The organism is Paenibacillus sp. FSL R10-2748 (assembly GCF_038005565.1).
GTDB lineage: Bacteria > Bacillota > Bacilli > Paenibacillales > Paenibacillaceae > Paenibacillus > Paenibacillus polymyxa_B.
Genome location: NZ_JBBOTK010000002.1, coordinates 212,667 through 236,431 on the forward strand (window position 1 = coordinate 212,667; position 23,765 = coordinate 236,431).

Genomic DNA, 23,765 nt, shown 5'->3' on the forward strand with positions numbered 1-23,765 from the left:
TTTCTTTGTACGCAAAATAAGCCCCTGAGTTATCAGAGGCTTTCATACTTATATCTTAAATTGGTTCTGCTGCTATAACGCTACGGATTTTAAAAACCCGTACGTTATTAATCTAACGAGTAGGTTCGTTCAATAAGGATTGTGAGAAATGGTTCTAGGACGATTATAATAAAAAGCGTGAATTCCTCCCTTCGCCCAACTTGAAAATAGATGCATAAAATATCCGAAATAGGGTAAATTTACAACAAAAGGTTGTTTCAAAAAAAGGAGACAGAACAGTATGACTAGAGTTTGGCGTGAAGGTGATTTAGACACTACTTTTAGACGTGCGTTTAGATTTATTGATGGAAACGAATCCGATATGATCGGCGCTTTTCCAGTTCTAAATTATAATCCAGATCATATTTTTGATATTATTTTTGTAAAGGAGTCAGCAGGAAAAACAGTTAGCCTTACCGATCTTCTTCATCAACATGATTTTGCCATGTTTTCTCTACATAAGCATTTTGAAAGAGCAGATTTCATATATGACAACGTGAAATATGTAACTGGTTTTCCAGTTCATGAATTCAAAGGGTCCAGTGCAGGTGTAACTCTCTTGCATACTGAAGCAATAGAAATACAAACTGTTAGTAAAGGTATAACTGGATTATACGGTATTCCTGTAAACATTAATGGTTGGGGTGATTTACTAGGTGCTTTAAATGGGGTTGACAAATTTGCTTTAGAAAAAGGATTTGTGGGAGGATTTTTGGATAGCTATTCACAACCGGATTATCACAGACTTTTTCTGTTTAAAGAGGGATACTTCGAGAGGAAACCCATTCCTGAATGGAGACTCAATCATTTAACTAATTTCCAATACTTTTTATCTAATTCTGGGCAAGAAGAAATTGTTAGGAAAGCACATAATGTGATTTGTAAAACAATTGATTCTTGTAATATTTTAACAGAAGGGGATAAACTAAAATTGAAAAATATTTATTTTGAACAAATATTTTACCATTATGAAGGTGTAATTCCAGGTATTGAGGCTCAAGCAAAGCTCCACGGAAACGGTATGAGGTTCGATTCTAATTTCCTTACAACAGCTACTCTATATCGCCTAACTGGAACAGTATTACATGAAATGATGCATAGCCTCGGGTATACTCACCCACATCACACAGATCCTACATATTCCAGCTCAATCCCTGAGAGAGTCAGAAGTTGCATCCCCACTTCCACTGTACTTGTAGGGGAGAGCCTCGAGTATCAAGTCAGATGTGAAATACTTTAACAAAAACGGTACAATCACATACGGTTCAACTAATGATAAATTGATATCGACCATAACCATACCAGATTCAGATATCTTTGTTTAACTATTGGGAAACTGTAGTACCTATTATTGAATATAGTCTACTACTAATTCCCTTATATAAGAGTAAAAGCCCTCTGTTTAAGAGGGCTTTTGTGTATGCAGCAGTATATAATTTGTTTGTTGCTGGATAACTACGGATTTTATTTAAGGGAAGCTATAGCCTTATTTATTTCTTCTAGTTCAGTCTTATATTTAGCTATATTTGTTTCAGCTTCTTGTATGCCGATTTCTGTATTCTTCTTGGTTTCACTTCTAATCGCCAAAATATCATCAGACACTGCGGTATTCATGTTCGATATCTTCTGAAGGTCAGAAATAGCCTTGTCACGATCTTTTTCGGTATCGGATAAATATTTCTCAAGTTCCGCCTTTCGCCCATTCAGCTTTTCTTTGGGCCACCCTTCATATTTTCCTGTTGAAGCTGTATTTACAGATTTTGTATCGGCAGATCCATTAGTAATCTGAATTGTTTTACCATCCACTTTTAAGTTCACTCCTAGAGAGTCAGACACAGCTCTCAAAGGTACATGTGCTTTTCCGTCAACTACTATCGCATTTTCCGACAGAGAGTTTCCGTTAACCTTCACTGCGTACTCTCCTGCTACTGTTTGCCCGACTAAAGATTTTAGTTGATCCGCAAATGCACTTCCAGCCGTAGCGACAACCGCACCAATTAACACACCGCTGAGTAAATAAGACCATTTTTTCATTATCCGTACCTCCTACATAGTATATATGTCCTAATATTACCATCGGTAGGAGGTTCAGTAAACATTATGTTGTCGAACTATTGGAACTTCCGCCAGCAGGAATGTTAACTGTAGCCACAGTTTTACCCCGACTAAATAGTTTCAGATTTCTAGAACTCGGATCAAACGAAGCATTAGTGATCAATCCGTTAAATAAGTCACCACGGATCTCTGAAATATCATTTTGCAAATTACTGATAGTTTGTTTTAGAAGCGTGATTTTATCTATCCCTAGTCCGTTTACTATCGCATCAGTGAAATTAATCTCTCCATTGAAATAGACCATATCATCAGTAGACTTAATATATACCCCGCCCATATTGCCTACATGAAATCCGTTCGAGTCTCCGAAAATACTTCCTCTTGGACTTCCATTATCCATAAACAGCAGCCCGCCACCATCATTATACTGCCCCAAAGAAATAGACTCCCCACCCCTTGAGTTATAAGCAGTCAAGCCATTGGAGTTTATCTCTATGCGTCTGCCTTCCCTGGCTGTACGAAACAAAGCTCCTGTAATAATACCGCCTTCTATTTCATTACCGATCAGTTTACTACCACGTATTGTGCTTGCATTAACTGTACTGGCTCGTATGTCTGAAGCATTCATTTCTGAATTGTCAATTTGGCCTGTGAGCTTAATTGATCTAGCGACTACATCACCCTGCATATCTACCCTGAACGGTGCAATAGTATAATCGTCATTTCCTGCACTAATTCCGTTGGTATTGATTTTGGTGACATTATTCCCGCTACCAATTACTAAGGATACAAAATTACCGAGCTGCCCGACGATCTGTTCAGCAACAACGCCGCGTGCTGTGATCGCTGTCCTCGCCGTTTTCCCTCCATCTGTTGTCAGGACAACACCATTTGAAGTCATAATGACCTGGTTCAATGCGTTGGTTTGATCCTGCAAGACGATACCCCGTTGATCGTACTTGATTTCTGTTTTGGAATTATCAATATCGATCACGGCCTGCTTTGCAAAGGATTCAAATACTTCCGTTCGGATCTTTCCATTACTAAACAAGTTATTGATAATATTTTTGTTCCGCTCCAGGTCAGAAATGATATCCGCATAATCACGTAAATTGACATTGGATATGGTAGGCTCGCTGTGTTTGTCACGGCTATATGGATACTCTGTAAGCTCTGTGATCCGAGCTTTGAGTTTGTTCATATCCATTGCTGGGTCAATACACATTACCGTGTCACCTAAATGCGGTTCTGGTTCTGTATTGTCAATTTTAAATAAGTCAGCCGTTGATACGGTAACTTCTAGTGTTACGTTCTCTTGCTCCCTGAGAGCCTTTCGAGTAGCCTTAAGCAACTCTTCTGGTTCTTCAATATCCTGTTCAATGATTTCCCCATCGTAAAAAGGAACCGACTCGCTGGCCCAATATTGAGCATAAGATGAAATTAAATAGTTAACAGCCAGCTTCCCGTTTACGATCGTTCCCGGCACACTGGATAGCAAACTCCGTTCCTCATCGGTCAACTTAGATGCATCCATTCCGATAAAAGTCCGCCCGTCCTTCATCTGAGCGAACATCCTGGTCACCAAGGACTCGCCTTTATCTTTAAAGGAACTAGAAACGATATTCTTTTTAAGCCGATATTGTAATCCGTTGTCAGTCCCGATCTTTTTTCTCAGGTTAATAGTAAAGTTGTCTGGTTCGACCTCGCACTCATACATTTGAATGATCTTATTTAGTGCTTCAAGACAAGTACCACGTCCGAAGTCTTTTACATCATGTAAATCAAATGTGTCATGGATAACAAACTTGAATCGTCCACCTGTAGCAGCTGTAATCAAGTCTGTAAGCTGGTTGATATGGATACCATAGGCTTCTGCAATGTATGAAGCATATGGAAACTTGTAATCATTAAGTTTGAACATGATGTGGTTGCAGTAGATATTTGCAGTCAGCTTTTTCCCCTCGCGTGATCGGCTACGAGACTGAATGACATAAAACTGGCCACGCTCGTCTCGAACGTGGCCTTTGATTGCTATCTTTTCTCTATAGTCTTCACTGGTCATCGGAACCATGAAGGTTAGCTCATAATCGCTATTTATGCGTCGCCGCCGTTGAATGTCGTAAGAATCTACCAGTGTCCCAACGCGCCGCATATTTTTATCAAACACTTGCATAGTTGGAGTAGGCATAATCCACCTCACTTAATATAAGAATTTATCTCGGTGTGTAATGCGGAACAAAACCGTCCGCCCTGTCTCTGGGTCCGTCCAGGTCAGGTTATTATTGCCGAGATTCAAATCGAAGAAATCACCATTGTAAAGATGCGAGACGTTCTGACCATTTCTCATAATTTTGAATTTTCCTGCATCTATAGTAATGACTTCACCAGGACGGAATACGTCCGTAAACTCAATATAATCTGTATGGAATCGGCTGGCCTCGGCAGGCTGCAATCGTCCCTCTCCCGACATAGGTAAAGCTTGTAGAATAATTTCACGAGTATACTGTGCATCAGTTATGCGTCCGTCGCCAGACATCGGCATAGCTTCCAAGGTGTACTCACGGACAAAATCAGATTGCGCACGGCCTTCGCCTGAAAGTTCCACGCCTGCGGTCATATCTAAATTAAAGTCCAATATATATTCTGTGACCGTTTCTGTGTCCGTGACATTGAATGACATTAGGTTAAATGCATTGTCAGTTTCGGCCCCGCTAATCTCTTTACGCCAGGAATACATTTGTGCCTGACCGGATAAATGAGCGGACAAATCTATTACATTCCCATCCGTTGAGCTGCCCGAATTAAGAGCAAGGCCATTAAATCCACCTGTATTAAACATAGACCTCCCTCCTAAATTAAGTCCTTCTTTGCCCGATACATGTAAGCCTCATTTGAGTGTTATAAACATTGTGGCCTTCCGTATCACTTTGAAAGACTTTAAATGATATTACGTCTCCTGCTGCTAGATATTGTTGATCATCCATCGTTAAAAATGTGACCAATCCCGTACCCAGACCAGCTCCTTGGCGGGTAGTTAAGTTGCTACCATTTTTGTACACTGTTATATCAGCGATTTTATTATTTGGAAGGCTCTCTATCGTGGCTAGGCAATTGATGTGATACCAGCCGCTTTTACTAATAAGCACCGTGTTTCCAACGCGCATATTATAGCTGTCTTCCATCACTGTAGTGACGGGTACGTCAGCAGGCGCGGAATTAGCTGGCAAGGTGTACCCCCCGCTTCGAAGGTACACAAAAGGCGTATTTCCGAATATTTGACCTGATAATGGCGACTTTTCATCCGTTGTACCTTTTGGAACAGTTCCAGCCACGACGATAATAGAACCCAACTGCGACTGTATACCTGTAACATTCCCGGACCCTGTGCAATTTTCGATATAGAACCAAGAACGGGCATCTGCTGCAATGCCGATATTGCGATTCGATATTTTACAGTTTACGATCCGTGCATTAGCATCATAGCTACTAATACCGTGCTGGCTTGCGGAAGCACCTTCAATAACGACGTTTTCGATCAAAGTTCGATTACAATAGACCAGAGATATACCAACCTTTTCAGTTGTTGTGATTGTCATGTTGTAGATGCCTGCACGGTTTGTAAAATTGTCTAATGTGACAGATTTAACCTTGTATAAGCTAGCATCTTCTGTTTCTCCCTTTAGTTCCAGCGTCTGAGCACGCAGCTTGTGCTTCATCTCAACATCTTCATCATACGTTCCTGGTAACAGCACAATGGAGAACCGGGACAGGCTTATAGGCTTCATGACGCTTACTGCTTTGGCAATGGTCTTGAATGCCTTGGCCTTAGTCAGACCATCATTAGAGTCTGAACCGTTAACAGCATCCACGTAATATATAAAGGCATCCGTTAGCTCCATGCCTTGTAATTTATCGTCAATGGCTCCAATGTTTTTTTGTATTGCTCGCAAGTCGGACGCGGTAAAATTACGTGCCACCACAGTCCCGGATGCCCAAGCACGCGCTACACCTTCAAACCCGCGCATACAGCCTTTAAGCGTGTTATCTTCTATGCTAGTATATGTGATCGTTTCCGCTACATCCCCATTGCCTACAACCGCTATACCCTCACCTTGAAGCAATACAGCAGCGTTGGTTACCTTGATTTCGGTCTGAGTCGCGTTAATGATTTCAGCCAGTTCAGTCCGTGGTGAATTTGCTACTGGAGCGTACATTTTTTCCATAATTATTCCCTACCCCTCGTCAATCGAAATCTGACCAGACATAAAACGAAGTGTGTCATTAGTTTGGACTGTACGCGGCGTTTTCACGGCTCCGTGATACATTAGATTGCCCCCTGTTGCTGCGGTGCGAATACCAATATGGGTAACCAAGCCCCAATCAGCCGTTGCAATCGGGAAAGATACATCTGCCGAACTGGCTGCAACTGCCCTACGGTCCGCAATGACCGGTGCATCAAACGTTACAGCACGCCGTACATATCCGCCTCCCATCACTTCCTGTCCTGTATCTGCATCCGTTGGATTGCTTGTGTATAGGGCGATATATACGGTCTGAGGGGCTGTAAAGTTTGTTCCCCTTAAGGCTGCATTAATACAGGCCGTTTTCCACCAATTACTTTTACTTAAAAGTATGTCCGCCAATGTAAAGACCCCCTACTCAATTAGATATTCATTTGCAATTCGAAAATTTCGTATGTCGTTTTCACCAATGTTGGTCAGAACGATAACAGGACTTACCCGTTCGTCTCCAATTGACGTAACTGAAACGGTTTGCGGCGACTGTGTGATGGTCACCTCTTTAATGTTCTCCTCACTCTCGGGAAACGGATGTTCACCCATTTTGATTGGTATGGTTAACTCTCCATCCCAAAGTATTTTTTCGATATCTAAGGTTCCGGCATAGCGCCCGATATATCGCCTTCCTGGTAAGTCTGAAAACGTGAATACAATATCCCCTTTTTTGGCATTAAAAAGAGCCGCCACTTGGGCGACTCTCCTATGGTAATCAAGGGTTGTATCATCAGCCATAATCACACATTCAAGGGGAATTATCCGTGCTCCATAGGTACTACCAAAATCTAGTTCTCCATCCCGTTCAGCAATCTCAAGACTGTTATCCTTTGTCGGTGGCAAAACGGGTATGTTATGCTTTTTAAGCCCTAACCCAATGGAACTGAACGACTTACCGTCAGCAGTAGCCTCAATCATTTAGGATTTACCTCCCCTCGCTTGCAGTCTTCGCACCAGGTTGTCCCTTTCGGTCCAAAATACCTTTGCTGCGGATTCGTCTTCAATATAAGTATCTCCTGAAGTTACTGTGTAGTAATTGTTGTTATACTGCGGATTTGTCCCATCCCCCGAAGCCATAGAGAAACTCGGCATAGAGAAATCAAGCCTTGGCATTTTGAAACTTATGAGGTTAAACAGGTTACTTTGCTGTTGATCGTTCAGATACATTTCACCGGCTCTTGCGATTACTGGAACCTCTGCGCCCCGGTCCCCTTGGACGATCCCACCAGAATGGAATTTTTGAAGCTTGCCTGTGTCCTTCTTGATGCCATATTTATTCCGTAGAGCAGCATTCTCCTCATGCAGCTTGGCTTTCTCGGCGGTGCCTGCCGAGTACCATTTATCAATATTGGAATTGTATCGCTCCAGGTCGCTATCCTTTTGTGAAAATGAAGATCCAGTATCCAAGGAAGCAGATATTGAAGTAGCATTGATTTCAGCCATTTTCATCTGATAGTCTAAGATGAATTGATCCAACTGGCGCAAGATTTCTGCGTTCTTCTCAGATTCCTTTGAAATCTGCGTATTTTTCAGATCTTCGGATTTGGATTCAACGCCATCTGAATACTCATCGAACTTACTGGTGAGTTCATCATAGTGCTGTTTTGCTGCTTCAATCTGGTCATTGTAATCCTTTTCTCGCTCAGTCTTCTCATCTTGAAGCTGTTTCTTTTGGTCCTCCAAGCCACGCTTTGCCAGCGTCCGGTTATGTTCCCGTTGCATATCCTCAATGTCTTTCTCGGTTTGTTTGCGCTCAGCGATACCCTCGGGACCAACGGCGGATTGGAGCAAGGCAAGACGTGCTTGTTTCTCCGCCATAGCACGATCATAGTCCTCGTCTTCATTCGCGGTTTGCATCTTGGCAAGCAAGTCGTCTATGGCCTTGATTTTAGCATCCTGAGCTTCGACAAAAGCATCCCGCTCCGCTTCAATCCGTTTGACTTCCTCATCACGAGTCTTTTCAAGCGTTTCCTTTTCCTTCTTGGCAGTTTCAGTAGCGGCCTTCTTCTGATCCTCCAAAAGTTGCTTCTTCAAGTCATGGACCTGTACATCAATTTCCATGCGTTGCTCTGATCCCTCTTTATAAAGAGCCTGCATTTTTGTCCATGCATTGAGCTGATCAGAAACAGAAATGGCTTCCATGCTTTTTTGGTAATTAATACGTTTCTGAAAATCGGATAGGAATTCATCTTCCAATGCCTTGCGCTTCTCATAGATTTTCTGTTGTAATTCAAAACTCTGTTCGGCGGTACGATCTTTAGCCTTACTCATGCGGATATAAGCATCGTATTCCATTTTTAAAATAGCAATTTGGCCTTGTCCTGCCATTTCCATTTTGGAAGTCTCTTTATCAATCCATTTTTCTGAATTTTGATATCGAAGCTCATTGTACTTGACAGTAAGATCGTAAATTTGCTTTTGGATATCTCTCCGGTTTGCTGGCAGCAGGTAGGCTTTATTTTGTTCTTTGGTATAGAAATCAAGAGATGATCTGGTCATTTCGATTTCTTGCTTGTTGGCCTGCCGCATGCGTTCGTTTTTCTTTTCTAGGTTGGCGACATCTTCTTCGTAGCGAGAATCATTCAATTTCTGAATGTCTCGTCCCCACTGCTTTAAGGCATCCTTGTCTTCCGTGAGGAATTGCTTATGCCGCTGCCCCAAGCGTTTATATCCAGCTATCTGTTGATCTATAGACCATTCATTTCGTTCAGCGATGTACTTGAAGTTGTCCATATCATCGCTGTAAGAATCCTTACGAGCCTCAGCAGCTTCCTTGGCTGCTTTTTCAGCCGATTTTTCTGCATCACTCTTTCCTTTTCCCCCTTTTTTATCTTTGCTTGATGAATCACTAACTCCAAATTTAGGATCTTTGTAGAGCTTCGATAAAGCGTTAATCCGAGTGTCAAAGGATTTTGCTTGATTTTCATATTCAGTGTATATTTCATCAAGCTTTTTTTTGTTATCCAGTTTTTTCTTATCAACATCAAGTTGATTCTTGAAAGGAGCGTTTAAAACTGATCTAATGCCAGTCATGCTATTAAGTTCAGTTTGTCTTTTCGCAACCTCCAACGAACTCTGAGCCATCACACCATTAAGAGCAGCTTTTAATTGAGCTAAATTTCTAATAGCCTCTGCTTCAATGCTATAAGCTTTTAATCGTTCATCGGTGGATACTTTTGTGTTAAACGCTGAAGCCTTCTCGGATTTCAAATCGTCGATTGCTTTCTGAATTTTTGCTTTTCGGAGAACTTCCACAGCATCTTTTTCAAACTTCCATCCATCGCTCGTCTTATATATCTCTGCTGCAAGTTGAGGATATTTTAATATTAGGTCCGTGGCAGCAGCGGCGTTGAGAGACTGTCCTTTTGAAAGGTCGCTCAAGAGATTATTCATCTCAGATACAGCAGTGCCATTGCCTTGAATTTGCTCTCTTAAATCTGCTAATGCTTCCGCCTGAGCTTTGGCACTTTCAGCTGCTGTACCCGACTTCCCTGCAAATTGATCAACCGCATCAACTGCAACTTGGCCTAGCTGCACTGCGACTTCAGCGGCAGAGGCAGCAAGTTTATGGTTCTCCTTCTCTAAACCATTTACTTCGTCCTGGAGCAGCTGAACGGAGTTAGAAGCTTCGTCCAAACTCTTTCCAGTAAAAACGTTTTTAAAGAACTCTCCCATTTGTGAAGCTAGGCTGTCTTTAACTTTAAGGAGTTTCTCTTTTGTTTGCTCCAATTCTTCGGTGTTCTTTTTCAACTGATTGTTAATCTCATTTTGTTGATCGGTAAGCATGTTCTTTCGCGCTTCATTTTGCTTTGTAATCAGTGTGTTCAAAGCGTCAACTTGTATTTGTACGGCCTTTTCACTAAAGTTAGCGGATTCAAGCTGTTTAGCTCCATCCTTGCCTACTGTTATAATTAATGCTTTTGTGACCTCTTCCAGTTGTTTTTTTATTTGAGTTTGCCTCTCGATTGAGGTACCGCTAATTTTAAGCGAATCAGAAAGCGATTTATGAGCATTAACAAGTTTGGGAAGCAAGTCAATTTGTCGCTGATACTGACTTATCATTTGTTGAGCTGCCGAATCTTCATCTTTCAAGTTTTGCGCTCTTTCACGCGCTGCTTTTTCTTCTTTTCCACTTTCCCAAATGACAAGAGCAATTGCCCCAGCCAGCAAAGTCAAACCTGCTGTAGCAGCAGCCATCGTTACAGTGGATAACGCTTGCGCCCTAGTCATAGCTGTAGTTGCAATTGTTGCCTCTGTTGTTGCAGCAGTGGATGCCTGAGTTGCTGCGCTACGTTGGACGGTAGACAATGTTGCTCCTTGAGAAGAAACAATATTCACTTCATTGGCTGTAGTGTTGGCAGCAACAGCCACCGTTTCTGCAACCTTAGCTGTTGTAAGTACTTTCACAGCAGCTACTACATTCATAATTGGCCCGCTGAGGGCTTTATAAGCTAGAAGTAAACCTCCAATAGCTGCCGTACCCTCAAACACACCAGACGGTACTTTGGTAAGGCCAATAAGCAGTTGGTCAATCGCGTCCAAGACATTCTTGATCATTCTTCTTAGCCCGTCGTCGCCTGCATTGTTAAATATCTCAAGCAAAGATGCCTTGGTTTGTGCTGCTTTACGCTGAATAGTATCCATTTGAACCTTCAGGTATTCCATTGTCGATCCGGTTGAGCCTATAGAGGCTGCTGTACCAAGTAAAATATCCCCGGCATTAAGGGAAGCTGCCAATTTGGCATACTGATACACGCCGCGAGAGATATCTGCATATGACTTTGTAAGGTCATAGTTTTTGTCGATTACTTTAGTAGAAAGATCCAACAAGATATCTTCTGCTTTTCTCCATTGCTCTGATCCATTAACAACTTCCTTGGTTGCAACGCCCAAGCGTTCAATTTCTCCCACAGCCTTGTCGGTACGAATCGTACCCAAGACTGTCTTCCACATGTTACCGAGATTTTCACCAGAGAGCGCTGTGTTACGTACACCGGCTGAAATAAGACCGTTCATGAAGTCGAAGCTTACGCCTGTTTCAGCAGCAATCTTACCTGTACGCTCGAAGGCTGCTCCCAAGTCTTTAGCTGGTGCCATCGTATCATGGGCAACCTTGGACCAAGAATCCAGAACGCGCCCACCCAGCACCATAGCGTCATTACTGTCCTTGATTTGCACGCCATACTGAGCAAATGTAGACTCCATTGATTTTGTCGCATCTTCCAAGGATACAAGGTCAACCGTACTGAGCATTGTTGACTTACGTACCATCTCCTGAACAACGCCTGCATCCTTATACATCCGGCCCCAAAGACGTGCTGATTCGGTAACATCCATGATTTCCGAGCCAAGATCATGAGCCGTTCGAATAAATTTGGTTGTTTGGTCATGAAGCTTTTCAGTATTCATAACCATTTCTTTAGTGCCTTCGTTATATTCTAAAAAGTAATGTTCGTTTGTTTGGATATAACCCGCCATGTTGGATTCTATCCCAACCAATCCTTCTTTAAGTGCTTCCTGCACTTTGTGCATGGCTGCATACATTGTGTTGAATACAAGCGCATGCGTAGCCATGTCTCCTACTCGGCTCATCCAATTAGGCGTTGTAGTGAAGGTCTGTTTCATCTGTGCTTCGGTTTGGCTCAGTGAACGACGGATCTTCTGTTCTTCTTGAAGCACCTTTTCGCGAACCTGTGCTTCTTTCTGTTCTCTAGCACGCAGAGCGTTTATCCAGAACTTCTCATAATCCTGAGCGTTCTTCCTTGCTTGTTGTGCTTCCTTATCCGCCATTTGTTGCAACTTCATACGGATAGCCTGTTCTTGCATGAGGACACGTTCACGCGTCTTATCATCCGTTCCTACCCCTGAAACTTTAGCGGCTTTCTGTCCGGTTGATGTCGCCTTATTTTGAAGGGCCTCCATCCGTTTTAGATGCTCTCGTTCCTGCTGCTCAATTGCATCCTCACGCTTTTTTACAATGGCCTGCTGTGCTCTGAGTTTATCGTCGGTTATCTTATTCGCCTGGTCCAGTTGATTCTTCCGAGCATTATTTAATTCTGCCTGTGCAGTACGCTGCTTTACAAGAGCTTCGGATTCAGCGAGAATCTTCTTCCGTCTGTCTTCTGCACTCAAAGCAAACTTATCCGCACTACTGGCTAAGGATTTGAAATTTTTCTCGCTGATTCCTAATTCAGCATTTAGAAGTTTAAACGATTCAGCATTGGCTCTTGCTCCATTGTCGATAACCTTGAATGCAGGTAATATCTTGCTGGTATCCAGGTTTATTCGTGCGCCTACTACGTCCTTATTTAAGTCTGCCACTTAACTCACCTCACAAATGGTTCAGGAAAAGTTTCCTGACCTAAATACAGAAAAAGAGGCATCCTGCATGATTGCGGATGCCTCTTAATTTACTTGGCGAAGAAACCAAGATCAGATAACGTCTTGACCTTCTTCGGCTTTTTGTTTTCCACATTGCCACCGTGAAGAATGATTTCAAATTCCCGGTTTCTGTTCTTGGCTTTCATGAGCGCTCTAATCTTTGGAATGGTCATATTAGGCCACTCTGAATCAGAAATACCATTACTCACGCATAAAGCCCAAAGTTCTATCCAGTCCGTTTCCCGATCATCCTCAGTAACCTCTTGGTCGCCTTCGTCGTCAGGCTCATAATCTTCATCAGGTGGAAACGACTCCTTATAGAAATCGTTCTAAGAGGCCGTCCAACTCCTTAATGCCCTCTTCGTTTACATTCTCGTATTCTTCCTCCGTCAGTCCTTCTACCAACACAAGATTAAAGGCTTCCTTATGCAATGCCTCAACTTTAGGCCAATCGACCTCGGCTCGATCTTCTGTGGCATCCCATTTTTCACGTCCAATTGAAAAAGAGAACTTATACTCATTTCCACTCATAAGTTGCCGCACCTGACGGATCAGAGCAATAGTTCCGATTTTAACGTGTTTTACTATTCCCTCACCAAGAGGGATTTCCGTCCCGATATTAAGTGTTTTATCCAACTGTTTGTCTGTACTCATTAAATTTCCTCCTCAATGTATGTAACCCCCTACCTGAGCGATAGGGGGTTAAGTTAGTAATTGATTAGATACCGAAAATGATTTCTACTGCATATCGATTAGGATTCTCTGGCGTGATATCCGGCTCCATAATCTCTAGTGCCAATGTATTGGTGGTTGGCTTTTTGCGCTCTTGGGACACGTCCAAAGTCCCACCGCCGAGAGCCTTCCAAATAGTGAGCTGGCAAGGGACTTCTTTGCCGTTCCGATCATCGGTTAATGAAAAGCGATGTACCAGTTTAAATGGTTTCGGACGGCGTTTACCGCTTAAGCTACTTCTTGTAGCATTCTCCTTTGACCATTTGAACGTAACGGTGATTAATTTCCCTTCGTTTACAACATCAGATGTGATTTTCCCATCAGCAGTAATTACGTACTGCTCTGCTGTTGGGGCAGATGCAACACGAGTCAACTCAGCTAGTTCACCTGTGTCAGTATCTTTTAAATAAACCCGGTCACTCTTATTTACAAAGGTTCCGTTATACTTCGTTGGAGCCTTTAACTTGTAGCCATCAGTTGCATCTAAAAACCCTTGTTCTACTTCATCAAATTGAACTGTTCCTTTTTCCGATTCAGCCCCTTGAGACAGTTCAGCCAAAATATCAGAGTAGCGAGGAACCTCCATAGAGGCTTTATCCCCTAAATCCTTAGCAGTGTAGTGGAATGCGTACCCACTATCGCCGCCCATTACTTTGTCCCAATCAAACTGTAATTGTAAAGTTACTTTAGTGATTTTGTCGTCTAGAAACTTGAGCCTTCCGCCTTCTTCATAAACCTGCGCTGACCCCACACCATCAAATACTAAAGGTTGCATATAGTTTCATCCTCCTTATGTGTGAACATAAAAAAACTGGTCAGCTTATTTGACCAGTTCCCATAAACGCTTATCAATTTCTCCAATGCGACTGTATTCTTTGGTTAGCTTGTAACCCTGTTTTGGATACCAGACACCCATAATACCTAATCCCTTAGCAAGCGTGATTTTTTCAGCAATCAGCGTATCCCACTCGGTAGGTTCTGGTTTAGGAGGATTAGGTTGAGTCCAATTCAATTCGGCTTCATAAGTTAAACCAGCAAGAGTAACTACATTAAATTTGTACTTTTTGGTTGCATTTGATTCGCTAAACCATAGAGTTTCTTGGTCATCCGGTTCAATTTTAACCCCATCTTTTTCAATGCTGGACACATTTGTTTTAGCCAAGGAAACTCGCTTTTGCGCTGAATCAAGCAACTCATATTCAACATGGTTAACGCCATTGTGATCACCGGATCTTCCCGTTGCTTTCCATACTGCTTCTTCTGTCAATTTAGTTCACCTCAATTCATTCTCAAGTAATCAACATCGAAAATTGCTTTGTACCCCTTGGCCCCTTGTATACCAGTAGCAAAGTCTGCGTCATAGGTTAGAACACACAGATATGAAGCAAAGCTCTGAGCAGTCAGTCGTCTGTCATGCAGAATCTTGAATGAACGTTCAAACAACAGCTTCGCTTCATAGGCTGTTTTACCGTAGAAATCAATACAGAATTTACCCTCGAACACCAGTGGATTAGTGGCGTATCGTCCCGGCATGACATATTGGCAGATATGTGGAACTGTGTCCTTAGAAACCGTTATCTCAGGCTCCATGCCTTTCGTAAATCGCTTTACTACCTCAGCAGAGAGTGATGAAGGAGTAAGCTTCAGCATGCTCATAAGTTCCGAATCTGCTTTTAAAGCATTCTGAACAGCATCAATAAGTTGTAGGCTCACTCCTTTACCTCCTCCTTGAAGTATCTGTGATACGGAAACTCAGTTATTACACGGCTAATGCCTTCCAAAATACGTTTCCGGTTGGATTGGATTGCAATACGCAAAAAGTAGGTTGGCGGTGTGGCCCTGAATGAAGGATCAATTTCACCACGCTCCGCGAGCTCTTCCAAGTCCACCCCAGCATAGCCCCCGCCTGATTCCTTCATTGTTCCGTCAATTGCCCGGTACTTTCCACGGGAACGACCTACAATAACACGATCACCTTTGGACCTCAGTCGGTTCCATGCTTCACTGTTCATATAGGTCACCAATCCGGGGTTTTGACTGCTGTCTGCCATCTTGGACCCTTTGCCAAACTGTTCAAGCCATGCCTGCCAATAGTCCGCGATTATATCTCCTGAAATCATTTGATTAGCAAGTACAAACATGTGCATTTCCAAATGGTCCCGAACTGCCGGACAGTACCGTATGCCGCTTTTGGCTGTCAGCATGACCAGTTTCGTTAGCCCGGTAATTTCAACAGCGAGCTTATTCTCCAGATCCTTCGCCGCTTTCGCTGAATCATACCCTGTAATCATCGGCGGTCCTCTGAAAGCTGGACATGCAGCAGATTAGGATACTTTATCCTATCTACCACATCTACCTGGTATGTCTTCCCGCCCATTACAATCCGGTCAGGCGCGGATAGACTTGAGTCTTGAGGGTCTCTTACATCGACTGTCGTCTGTAACTGCAAGGTAAACACGGTACTCGGCAGCAAGCCCGGCTCCTGTTGTCGCAATTGTGCTGTAACATACTGTGTAAAGCAAACAACATCAGCAGCGACCGACGTGAATTCCGCATCGCCCACCGGATTATCGTTTACATCGTAAGCTTGCTGGTATCTTTGCACCTCGACCATGGCGTTCGTTTTAATCAGAGAGCAATATTTATCTTTCTCCGTTGTTGGACGCAATGTCTGAACTAAAAAATGATCGTCATTCTGGACTATATCTCCCTGCTTTACAGGTGATTTCGATGAAAACAGACCATTGTACATATATTCTTTGCCAATGATCGTTGTCGCCTTGGTATCTCGGGACAGAATGACAATGTCCGGTTCGCCGTTTACGGTACATGGTGAATGCCGATGGGCAAAATCTTTAAACATCAGTAACGCCGCCCTTCTTTCGTCCGTGTTGGCCCCGCTACACCGAATACCGGAACATTTGTCCCCTGCTGCACTGTTGATATGGACTCGATAAACTCATAGGCTTCATCAACAAGCTGAACAGCGTACTTTTTCCAATCAACAACCTGATTTTCAAAAGAGAAGTCAAAGTCCTTTTTAGACTTCTTGATTCTCGCTGTCATGGAAGGGGCCAGTATGGCAGCAACCATACAAACGGCTGCTGCATACACATAAGTTTGATCATCACCAGTTAACTCAGCATAATCAGGAACGGCTTTTACAATCCTCGATTCTCCAATGGGCAAAACAGAAAGAGCGTCTATGTCAGCATCGGATATTACATCCTCACCAACGCCTAGACGCCCTCTAATCTCCTCGTGATATGTTTCTGTAGTGAGTATCTTATTAGTTGCCATCTGCTGCACCGCCTGCAGCACTAATAGCCTGTTTCAATTCTTCAATACTCATTTTGGTGTATCCGGGTATTTTCAATTCCTTAGCTGAGGCTTTCAATTCTTTCAACTCACCATCGGACTGAAGAATATCAATTTGCTCAAGTAATTCTGCTTCTCGCGCTTTGGACTGTTCTAATTCGGCCTGAAGTTGCAACTCCCGTTCTGAAGGAGAACCATCAAGAGCCCCATTACCATCTACAATCTCCGCAAGCAATTGTCCACTTGCCGCATTACGGATTTCTTTCTTTGCGATATCTACAAGACCATCAGGGGCATCTGTTACGATGTCCCCCGAATTGTATTGCCCAACAGCATCAACCAATACTCTTACAGTTGTCATAAATTCGATCTCCTCCCTTACGCCACTGTTGCGAAGATATGCCAGTTAACGTATTTCAGACGCGGTAGCACTGTTGCACCATTGATGGCTTGCCATTGATCGGGGTCTCCTTGGATCAACTTAGTCAGTGCAAACTTTCCTGTATGACCAGTGAAAATGTCTTCATAGTTATTCGGGCCGGTTACAAGATCCATAATTGAGCCTGTCATACCTTGGCCGATTATGATTACTGCATTATCTGGAATGAACGGGTAGAATACGCCAGAGTCATCAATGTAACCACCATCGTAAACTTCATACTTAAGACCATTCAAATTTTGGCTGACAATTTCAGCAAGCGAACCGTCAGTGACAACATCTTTACCAAAAGTGTACTTGATCAATTCGCGGATTTTAGCATTCTGCTTCAAATAGATATCGACTTTCTTATTAACAATAATTTTAACAGGACGAGCCCCACTTCCTCGGAATCGAAGTGACCAGCCATCCAAATCAGCCAATGGATCTGCTGTTTCGGTATTACTCCACAATACGGATGCTGTTGGCTTGTTATTAGCTGGAACACCATAGTCAATCGTTCTGGCTGGTTTGGTGGATGTGGCTGGTACAATAAGTTTTCCCGTTAATGACTGCCATCTCATCCACTCAAACCGTGTCTCGAGGCGAAGGTTCAGACCAACCATTTTCTCAATCATGTATTCTTCGCCCCACTTTTGCTCAAGACTGTTGCCTGGCTTTCTCAAAGTAGCAATCTTTTCACGGTCGATAACAACCTTTTCTCTCCATTCTTGGTTCGTGAAGTTCATGTGTTTCACCACAGGTGGAGTATGAATAGGTGAAGGATCATTCAATCCAGTAGGTGGCGTCATACCTGTGTCGTCATAGGTGATGTCATATTCAATAGTGAGTCCAAGTTCCGGTTTGAAGTCAACTCCATTGGTTAGCAGTTGTGCCCCTCGAAAGCTGTTAATATCCGTTCGGATGTTCTGAACGACTTCTGTAAGGAAATATGGATCAAGTACGTTTGCCATGTGTGTTTATCCCCCTTATACAAAGTAGCAAAGCTTCAGCGCTGTTTTAGCTGCTGTATCTAAGCCAGTCAATTTGGATGAATCAAAAATACCTGCAATCCACGCAGATGCGCCAATATCAGAAAGTGTTGTGTCATGATCATTATCAAGGATGCACAAAGCTACTTCGGAGCCGTTGGTTGCTGAGGAACTATAAGCTACCGCTTTATCCTTATCCGCTCCTGCTGCTGTTATCTTGCCGATAACCGTACCTTTTTTCAGCATTCCTTGCCCTTGTTTCAGCAAAATCCCTCCTGGTAGTTTAGCTTGAAGATCAGTAGATGCTAGAACCTCCGTAAACTCTTGAGTAATAAGCTGACCGGGACCAGGAGCACCATTATACTGAGATTGCATCATAATTATTTATCCTCCTTCAGCAGATTACCTCTGCCTGTATTCTTAAGTGCCGCCCGAGCTTCTTCACGAGCCAATGCTTTAAGTTGTTCTGGCGTTTTCTCGCCACCATCATTTTGTGAGTTAGTTGGTGGTGTTCCATTCAGCGCTCCCTCAGGAAGGTTTACATCTTCACCTTGTGTATGGCGACCACCACCACCCAAAGCAGCTTGTGCCTGCGCTTCATACATTGCGCCGATCTTTTCAATTTCAGATATCGGCGAATTAGCTAATGCAGTTTTCATAGCTTCTACATTAAAGGCTTCACCAAGAGCACGGACGCCAGCTCCACATGCTTGTTCAGTGACCTTTACCTTGTACATCGCTCCGTCAGCAGCTTGAGCACTCAGTGCAGTAAGCTTCGCTGGAATTTCTGCATCACTCTCAATGCCCAATGCAACCCGTACTTGTCCAAGCACACCATTAGCCGCTGCCAGAGCAGTTGCTTGGGTTTGTGCTGCTGCCAAAGCAGCTTTTTGTTCTTCATTCATAGTGTCATCTCCTTGGGCCAGTGTGTTGGCCTGTTCTTTTGTTTGATGCTGTTTAGATACAAAAGCGGACATGCCGCCTTTGTTGCTGAAAAAATAAAAGACGCGTTCATCGCCATCAAGCGACTTCGCATCTAAAGGTAGTGGTTCATATTCAGTTTGTCGCTGCTGCTCAGCTTCACTATGTTGTTTCATCGAAAGAGATTCACGTGTTATTCCAGCGCCTTCATATCCTCCATCAAATACAATGGAATTTTCCATGATGTATCCATCATCAGCTAGAACAAGACACTCTTTGTCATCATACATTTGCCCACGTACGTGAGAGCATGCTGAAGGTCCGTAATAATCACCACCGCAGATACCACACACATGCTTTGTTGTTACAAATCCCGCCGAGGTGTCAAATATAGTTCCTGAATCAATACCAGTAGCTAGTTGATCTGTTGAGATTCCATCAGCCTCTAGCCCTTTTGCCATGTAATGATCACCATAGAGTTCCAGTTCCCCTCCCTCTTCGATAATCCGGCTGTCAAAAGTTCTGCCATACGGGAAAGATAAGGCTTCCCACTTCTGCCACGGATGGTCAACCAGCAAGGCGACTCCCTCTTTAACTTGATCTGCCATTTTGCGTAGGAAGTTTGGGGTAATCTTCATTTTGTACTTATCAATACGCTTGGTTCCAATGATTCTTGCTTGAAACACATGAGTTTGTTCATCGGTCAATGGGACCAATGCTTTTTGATTGATCTTTACCAGTTGTTCCGGTGTAGGTTTTGCCATAATGTTTTATTCACCTCCTTCTGGTGGAGTCTGTTCTTCATTTGAATCAAATTCTAGCTTTTTCAGAAGCAAGGGGAGCAATTCGGCTGGAATTTTGGCATTAATACCAAGTGTCCAACGTATTTCTTCAGCAGCTTCCAACGGTGTGATGTAGAAATTCTTCTCCGCTGTGATGTAGTTGTCGATCTTTGAACGTCGGTCACGTTCAATCTCATTTTCTGAGCGTAGATCAATAGGGAGATAGTCAGCTTCAACTTTTGTTTGAATCCCCTTTACTCTTGCGGACAACGAAAAAGCCCGCTGCCAGAAACGTTTGGTTACGCTCCGCGCGGACTCTACATTTTTGATATATATTTGAGTGTCAATTGAACTGTATGTTTCGGTTGATCCTTGATGCCTGGAAAGGATGGTGAGCAGCGTCTTGAGTGAAGTCGCCATTTGGGTATCAATAATATCGATGAGCTTTTTAATATCAATCATCGGCCCTGAATTACCGCCTTTGAGATATTCGACTTTTACGCTATCCCAGTGGACAAGGGCATCGTCTGGATTGAGTGAGTTGAAATGGTTTATCATCTCTTCCATTCGCTCTTTGAGCCATTTCTGTTGACCATCGGGATTACTTTTCAAGTTGTTCGGCATATTCTTCAGCATGATTTCTTCCAGCATGGAGATATCAAGCCGTGGATACCCTTGGTTATGCACGACTGCTTTTAGATCAGCCAGCACTTGAAGATGAAAGAATACTACTTGCAGCACTGGAAGCATGGGCGTTCGTCCATAAGGATCGTCAACCATAGGATCAAACTCTTCATAAATAAAAGTTGGCGTGTCAATCTTTTTGTAATTACCAAACCACTCTTCGTTCGAATTCCTTTGTGGATTCTTAACATATTGCCACGGCGTAAGCCGATTAGTGCCTGGTTCCCTGCGAAACCATATTAGAGCCGGGTCAACTGGAACGATATCAATTACATCGTTACATCGCTCATTCAGTACTACTTCCCCGGCACAAGCACCACGAACCATCATCATCATCCGCTGAATCGTGTCCAGTTTATTCAATGACCGTCCATGCTGATATCCCGGCGAAGGTAACGGTGTATTAAGCATGGTCTTAAGATCGTCCAGCACCCGTTGTCCACTCTTATCTGCATTTCCGTTTGGCTTCTTTGCACTAAACGTTAATTCGGTATCTCCCATACGTAAGTATGTGTACAAGGCATAGGATACGTCTGGATGAACAGATATCAATAGCTCAAGCAATTCCTCTGCCGTGTAGCTCTGCAATTTGGTAAGGTCAATATTATGAGCCTGCTGATGTTTCTTGGGTAGCCAGTTAAATATGCCCCACGGGTTAGCGTTATTAGGTACTGTCGCTCTACCCACACCCAGCATCTGTCGTTTTACCGATGCTGGAAGAACAGCATTCGCAAATGAATATATCGCTTTATGATACCATTTCAAGTTTTCACCGCCTTTCTCTGCAAACTTCTATGAATACAGGATAACATCTGATTTATGCGAAATTACTACCGATTTTCGACCGAAAAGGCAGGTCTCCCACCGCAAATGTTTTTTAAAAAAATATCTCCTTTCAATCTCACAACAAAAAAGAAGGCAGGAAAAGTTTCCTGGCCTTCTAAGTTCGTTCTATTTTTTTCTATGTCTAGTTAATATCATTATTTTTATTCATCATTACCGCTATTTAATAACTGAAGTTTCAACAAAATGGGATTCTCACTGATTTTTTGGATCTCTAATTTATTGTTATTATAAAGTTTTTCAACGTTACTTTTGATAAAGTCCAATCGATTTGTTCGGCAGCCATTTCCGAAATTGTCATACCTGATAAATTTATCACTTTCGCCTTCAAATTTAATATTACCCTCCTTAGGCAATCCTAGTTCCTTAAAAGTTTTCATGTCAAAGTAAATTCTTCCTTCATCTATCTCTGTTAAACATAGTGAAACAATAACGCTTTTGTTCTTAATAAATTTCATGGTACCCCTCCAACAATGCTTTTATATAGGTGTTATATAATATGTATATTCAGCACACAATACTAATTCCCTTTACTGATTAACTATAAATTTTAATACCTCTAGTACTAGGAATAACATGTTTATTACTTAATGGATGCTGTAATCTCATTTTTGAGTTATGTTGTTCTCCCACTAAGTCTATTTTGCCTTATTTCGTTTGGACTATGCCTTCTGGCCATACCATATGTCACCAATCCCTAATTAGTAATCAACTATAAAATTAATATACCGATATAAAAACTAACTTTTAAAGAACGAGGTGTCTTAAATGGACTTTCATAAAATACTGTGGTTGTTAATCTTAGTTGCAATTCCAATTGCACTGTTAGATTTTCTAGGGTATTACCAATTCAAAAAAGGGTTGCGCAAACCATTCCGTCGAATTATTATTAAAGACCACGATCTGTTCTGGTGTTACAAAGGAGTTGATAAGTTATACAGATCTTATCAACAGCTTCCTAAGTCCGTTCTAACCCTTGCTAAATTACATATTAAATCAATTAATCTCAGTAATGATTTCATAAGTCAACTATCAGACTTATTTGTGAAGTTATTTTTAACAGTTGCACTTACGTCTATAACAATTATGTTTACCTTCTCAACTGCTTTTTTAAGTTACCTGAATAACGATCCTATACTAAAAAAAGATTATTGGAAATGGGCTGATAAAGTTTCAAATACAATCGATAATTTTAGTAAGGGATTGGATTTATATATATTAATATTTTCTTTTTCTATATTTTTATTATTTATTGTTTGTAACCACTTATTTTTCTTAAGTTTAAAAAGGGCATTACAACAAAAGCACCTAGATATTATTAAGGAAATCGAAAAGGAAAGTCAAAAATGATCTTTCTAGAACTCCAATAAGGTCTGTATATCTTTTGTAGTCTTTATTTTAATATGCCTTCTTGGAATCCCCTTATCAGCGAACATAGGGGCTGATATTTATAGGCTGATTCAGCTTTTCTTAATCAGCCTATAAATATCCCCTTTGGTTGTATACTGCTGTGTTGATTTGCTCTATCGAGATGATTCTGATTTCCAATTGAAATCTCCTTTCCAAAAGAAAAAAGCACCCGAAGGCGCTTAAGGAATTAACATTTTTATATAGGCGCCGATAAATCCACCAACAACTGCTGTAATAGCAATTTTTCCTATATCCCAGGACAACTGTCTTCGTCGAGCTCTTATTTTTTCCCTGGCTATCAGAAACTCCAAGTTGATAACATTTTTAGCTTCCAATACTCTTTTCTCAATGAATTCATCATGTTGCTGGATGGTTGCTTCCCCTCCAATACCATAAGCCTGGTGCTTTATTAGTTCATTCTTCCAGTCGACAAAAATTCTATCGACAAAAACTATCAATTCATTTTTTATGGCCCTCAATTCACTAATTCCTATCCGAAGTTGATGGACGCGGGTAAAACAGTCCCTTAATTCCTTATTCAAGGTCTTAGAAAGTTCATCGACAGTACCAGTTACAGCAAATGTACTACGCCCCGCATTGTTAGCAAAAAGACTTGCAAGCACCGCTGCGGCACTAGATTTTATCCTTCTTGTGGCAGGCTCCAAACTTTCAGCAAATATAGTTGAAACTTTCATTAAGAATCACCCCATTTAGATACGTCCCTTCCAGTATCAGACAATGCCAGTCCGTGGTCAAGGAAGAAATTAGCGCTCTTTTGTGTTGAGTTGGTTTTTGATATTCGGGTAGCAGGCTAACAGGCTGTCAGAGCGTGTGTATGCCCTCTCTCCGCTTTGATCTGCACGCCTTCCGGCAATTCGTAATTGGTCTGAGCAAAAGG

General features: G+C 42.2%; 24 protein-coding genes. 2 read left to right on the forward strand and 22 right to left on the reverse strand.

Annotation, left to right across the window (positions count from 1 at the left end; all coding sequences use genetic code 11):
- Nucleotides 1–280 precede the first annotated feature (280 nt).
- Entirely contained in the window at nt 281–1,279 is a 999-nt protein-coding gene (locus tag NSS66_RS07425) for a hypothetical protein (RefSeq protein WP_340958662.1), read from the forward strand.
- A gap of 224 nt (nt 1,280–1,503) precedes the next feature.
- Here NSS66_RS07425 and NSS66_RS07430 read toward each other — a convergent pair whose 3' ends face one another.
- From NSS66_RS07430 to NSS66_RS07530, 21 genes are all read right to left on the reverse strand, one after another.
- The gene (locus NSS66_RS07430; protein WP_340958663.1) at nt 1,504–2,073 is read right to left on the reverse strand and encodes a 2,' 3'-cyclic nucleotide 2'-phosphodiesterase; all 570 of its coding nucleotides are present in this window, start codon (nt 2,071–2,073) and stop codon (nt 1,504–1,506) included.
- 64 nt (nt 2,074–2,137) lie between these two features.
- A complete protein-coding gene (locus NSS66_RS07435) occupies nt 2,138–4,282 on the reverse strand; it encodes a phage tail protein (RefSeq protein WP_340958665.1) in 2,145 nt (714 codons plus the stop codon).
- A gap of 12 nt (nt 4,283–4,294) precedes the next feature.
- Nucleotides 4,295–4,933 carry a phage distal tail protein gene (locus NSS66_RS07440; protein ID WP_340958667.1) on the reverse strand — a complete coding sequence of 213 codons (639 nt, stop codon included), beginning with the start codon at nt 4,931–4,933 and terminating at the stop codon, nt 4,295–4,297.
- Nucleotides 4,934–4,949: 16 nt separating this feature from the next.
- Nucleotides 4,950–6,317, reverse strand: coding sequence for a right-handed parallel beta-helix repeat-containing protein (locus NSS66_RS07445; protein WP_340958668.1), 1,368 nt, complete (start codon nt 6,315–6,317; stop codon nt 4,950–4,952).
- A gap of 9 nt (nt 6,318–6,326) precedes the next feature.
- Nucleotides 6,327–6,737 (reverse strand): phage tail fiber protein, encoded by a 411-nt coding sequence (locus tag NSS66_RS07450; RefSeq protein WP_061829304.1) that lies wholly within the window; start codon nt 6,735–6,737, stop codon nt 6,327–6,329.
- A 12-nt stretch (nt 6,738–6,749) separates the two neighbouring features.
- Nucleotides 6,750–7,304: a phage tail domain-containing protein gene (locus NSS66_RS07455; protein WP_340958670.1), complete on the reverse strand. Its 555-nt coding sequence runs from the start codon at nt 7,302–7,304 to the stop codon at nt 6,750–6,752.
- Nucleotides 7,305–12,707 carry a phage tail tape measure protein gene (locus NSS66_RS07460; protein WP_340958671.1) on the reverse strand — a complete coding sequence of 1,801 codons (5,403 nt, stop codon included), beginning with the start codon at nt 12,705–12,707 and terminating at the stop codon, nt 7,305–7,307.
- A gap of 89 nt (nt 12,708–12,796) precedes the next feature.
- Nucleotides 12,797–12,940 (reverse strand): hypothetical protein, encoded by a 144-nt coding sequence (locus tag NSS66_RS07465; protein ID WP_167518779.1) that lies wholly within the window; start codon nt 12,938–12,940, stop codon nt 12,797–12,799.
- Nucleotides 12,941–13,082: 142 nt separating this feature from the next.
- Complete coding sequence (locus NSS66_RS07470; RefSeq protein ID WP_340958672.1) at nt 13,083–13,421, reverse strand: hypothetical protein; 339 nt, start codon at nt 13,419–13,421, stop codon at nt 13,083–13,085.
- Nucleotides 13,422–13,485: 64 nt separating this feature from the next.
- On the reverse strand, nt 13,486–14,274 hold the full coding sequence (locus tag NSS66_RS07475; RefSeq protein ID WP_340958675.1) for a hypothetical protein: 789 nt from the start codon (nt 14,272–14,274) through the stop codon (nt 13,486–13,488).
- Nucleotides 14,275–14,319: 45 nt separating this feature from the next.
- On the reverse strand, nt 14,320–14,766 hold the full coding sequence (locus NSS66_RS07480; protein WP_076264654.1) for a hypothetical protein: 447 nt from the start codon (nt 14,764–14,766) through the stop codon (nt 14,320–14,322).
- A gap of 11 nt (nt 14,767–14,777) precedes the next feature.
- Nucleotides 14,778–15,212 carry a hypothetical protein gene (locus NSS66_RS07485; protein ID WP_340958677.1) on the reverse strand — a complete coding sequence of 145 codons (435 nt, stop codon included), beginning with the start codon at nt 15,210–15,212 and terminating at the stop codon, nt 14,778–14,780.
- A complete protein-coding gene (locus tag NSS66_RS07490; protein WP_340958679.1) occupies nt 15,209–15,790 on the reverse strand; it encodes a hypothetical protein in 582 nt (193 codons plus the stop codon). Before NSS66_RS07490 ends, NSS66_RS07485 begins: the two co-directional genes overlap by 4 nt.
- Nucleotides 15,787–16,362, reverse strand: coding sequence for a hypothetical protein (locus NSS66_RS07495; RefSeq protein WP_340958680.1), 576 nt, complete (start codon nt 16,360–16,362; stop codon nt 15,787–15,789). The genes NSS66_RS07490 and NSS66_RS07495 overlap by 4 nt, the downstream gene beginning before the upstream one ends.
- Nucleotides 16,362–16,799, reverse strand: a complete 438-nt coding sequence (locus tag NSS66_RS07500) for a hypothetical protein (RefSeq protein ID WP_076158386.1) — start codon at nt 16,797–16,799, stop codon at nt 16,362–16,364. Before NSS66_RS07500 ends, NSS66_RS07495 begins: the two co-directional genes overlap by 1 nt.
- A complete protein-coding gene (locus NSS66_RS07505) occupies nt 16,789–17,178 on the reverse strand; it encodes a hypothetical protein (RefSeq protein WP_340958681.1) in 390 nt (129 codons plus the stop codon). The genes NSS66_RS07500 and NSS66_RS07505 overlap by 11 nt, the downstream gene beginning before the upstream one ends.
- A 17-nt stretch (nt 17,179–17,195) precedes the next feature.
- Nucleotides 17,196–18,209 carry a major capsid protein gene (locus NSS66_RS07510; RefSeq protein ID WP_016822040.1) on the reverse strand — a complete coding sequence of 338 codons (1,014 nt, stop codon included), beginning with the start codon at nt 18,207–18,209 and terminating at the stop codon, nt 17,196–17,198.
- A 15-nt stretch (nt 18,210–18,224) separates the two neighbouring features.
- Nucleotides 18,225–18,605, reverse strand: coding sequence for a head decoration protein (locus NSS66_RS07515; RefSeq protein WP_340958683.1), 381 nt, complete (start codon nt 18,603–18,605; stop codon nt 18,225–18,227).
- A gap of 2 nt (nt 18,606–18,607) precedes the next feature.
- On the reverse strand, nt 18,608–19,912 hold the full coding sequence (locus NSS66_RS07520; protein WP_340958684.1) for a hypothetical protein: 1,305 nt from the start codon (nt 19,910–19,912) through the stop codon (nt 18,608–18,610).
- Between the two features lie 6 nt (nt 19,913–19,918).
- Nucleotides 19,919–21,379: a hypothetical protein gene (locus tag NSS66_RS07525; RefSeq protein ID WP_340958685.1), complete on the reverse strand. Its 1,461-nt coding sequence runs from the start codon at nt 21,377–21,379 to the stop codon at nt 19,919–19,921.
- A 221-nt stretch (nt 21,380–21,600) separates the two neighbouring features.
- Complete coding sequence (locus NSS66_RS07530; protein WP_340958686.1) at nt 21,601–21,915, reverse strand: hypothetical protein; 315 nt, start codon at nt 21,913–21,915, stop codon at nt 21,601–21,603.
- 310 nt (nt 21,916–22,225) lie between these two features.
- On the opposite strand from NSS66_RS07530, the gene NSS66_RS07535 reads away from it, so the two are divergent.
- Nucleotides 22,226–22,807, forward strand: coding sequence for a hypothetical protein (locus NSS66_RS07535; RefSeq protein ID WP_340958688.1), 582 nt, complete (start codon nt 22,226–22,228; stop codon nt 22,805–22,807).
- A 239-nt stretch (nt 22,808–23,046) separates the two neighbouring features.
- Here NSS66_RS07535 and NSS66_RS07540 read toward each other — a convergent pair whose 3' ends face one another.
- Entirely contained in the window at nt 23,047–23,562 is a 516-nt protein-coding gene (locus tag NSS66_RS07540; protein ID WP_340958689.1) for a hypothetical protein, read from the reverse strand.
- Nucleotides 23,563–23,765 lie beyond the last annotated feature (203 nt).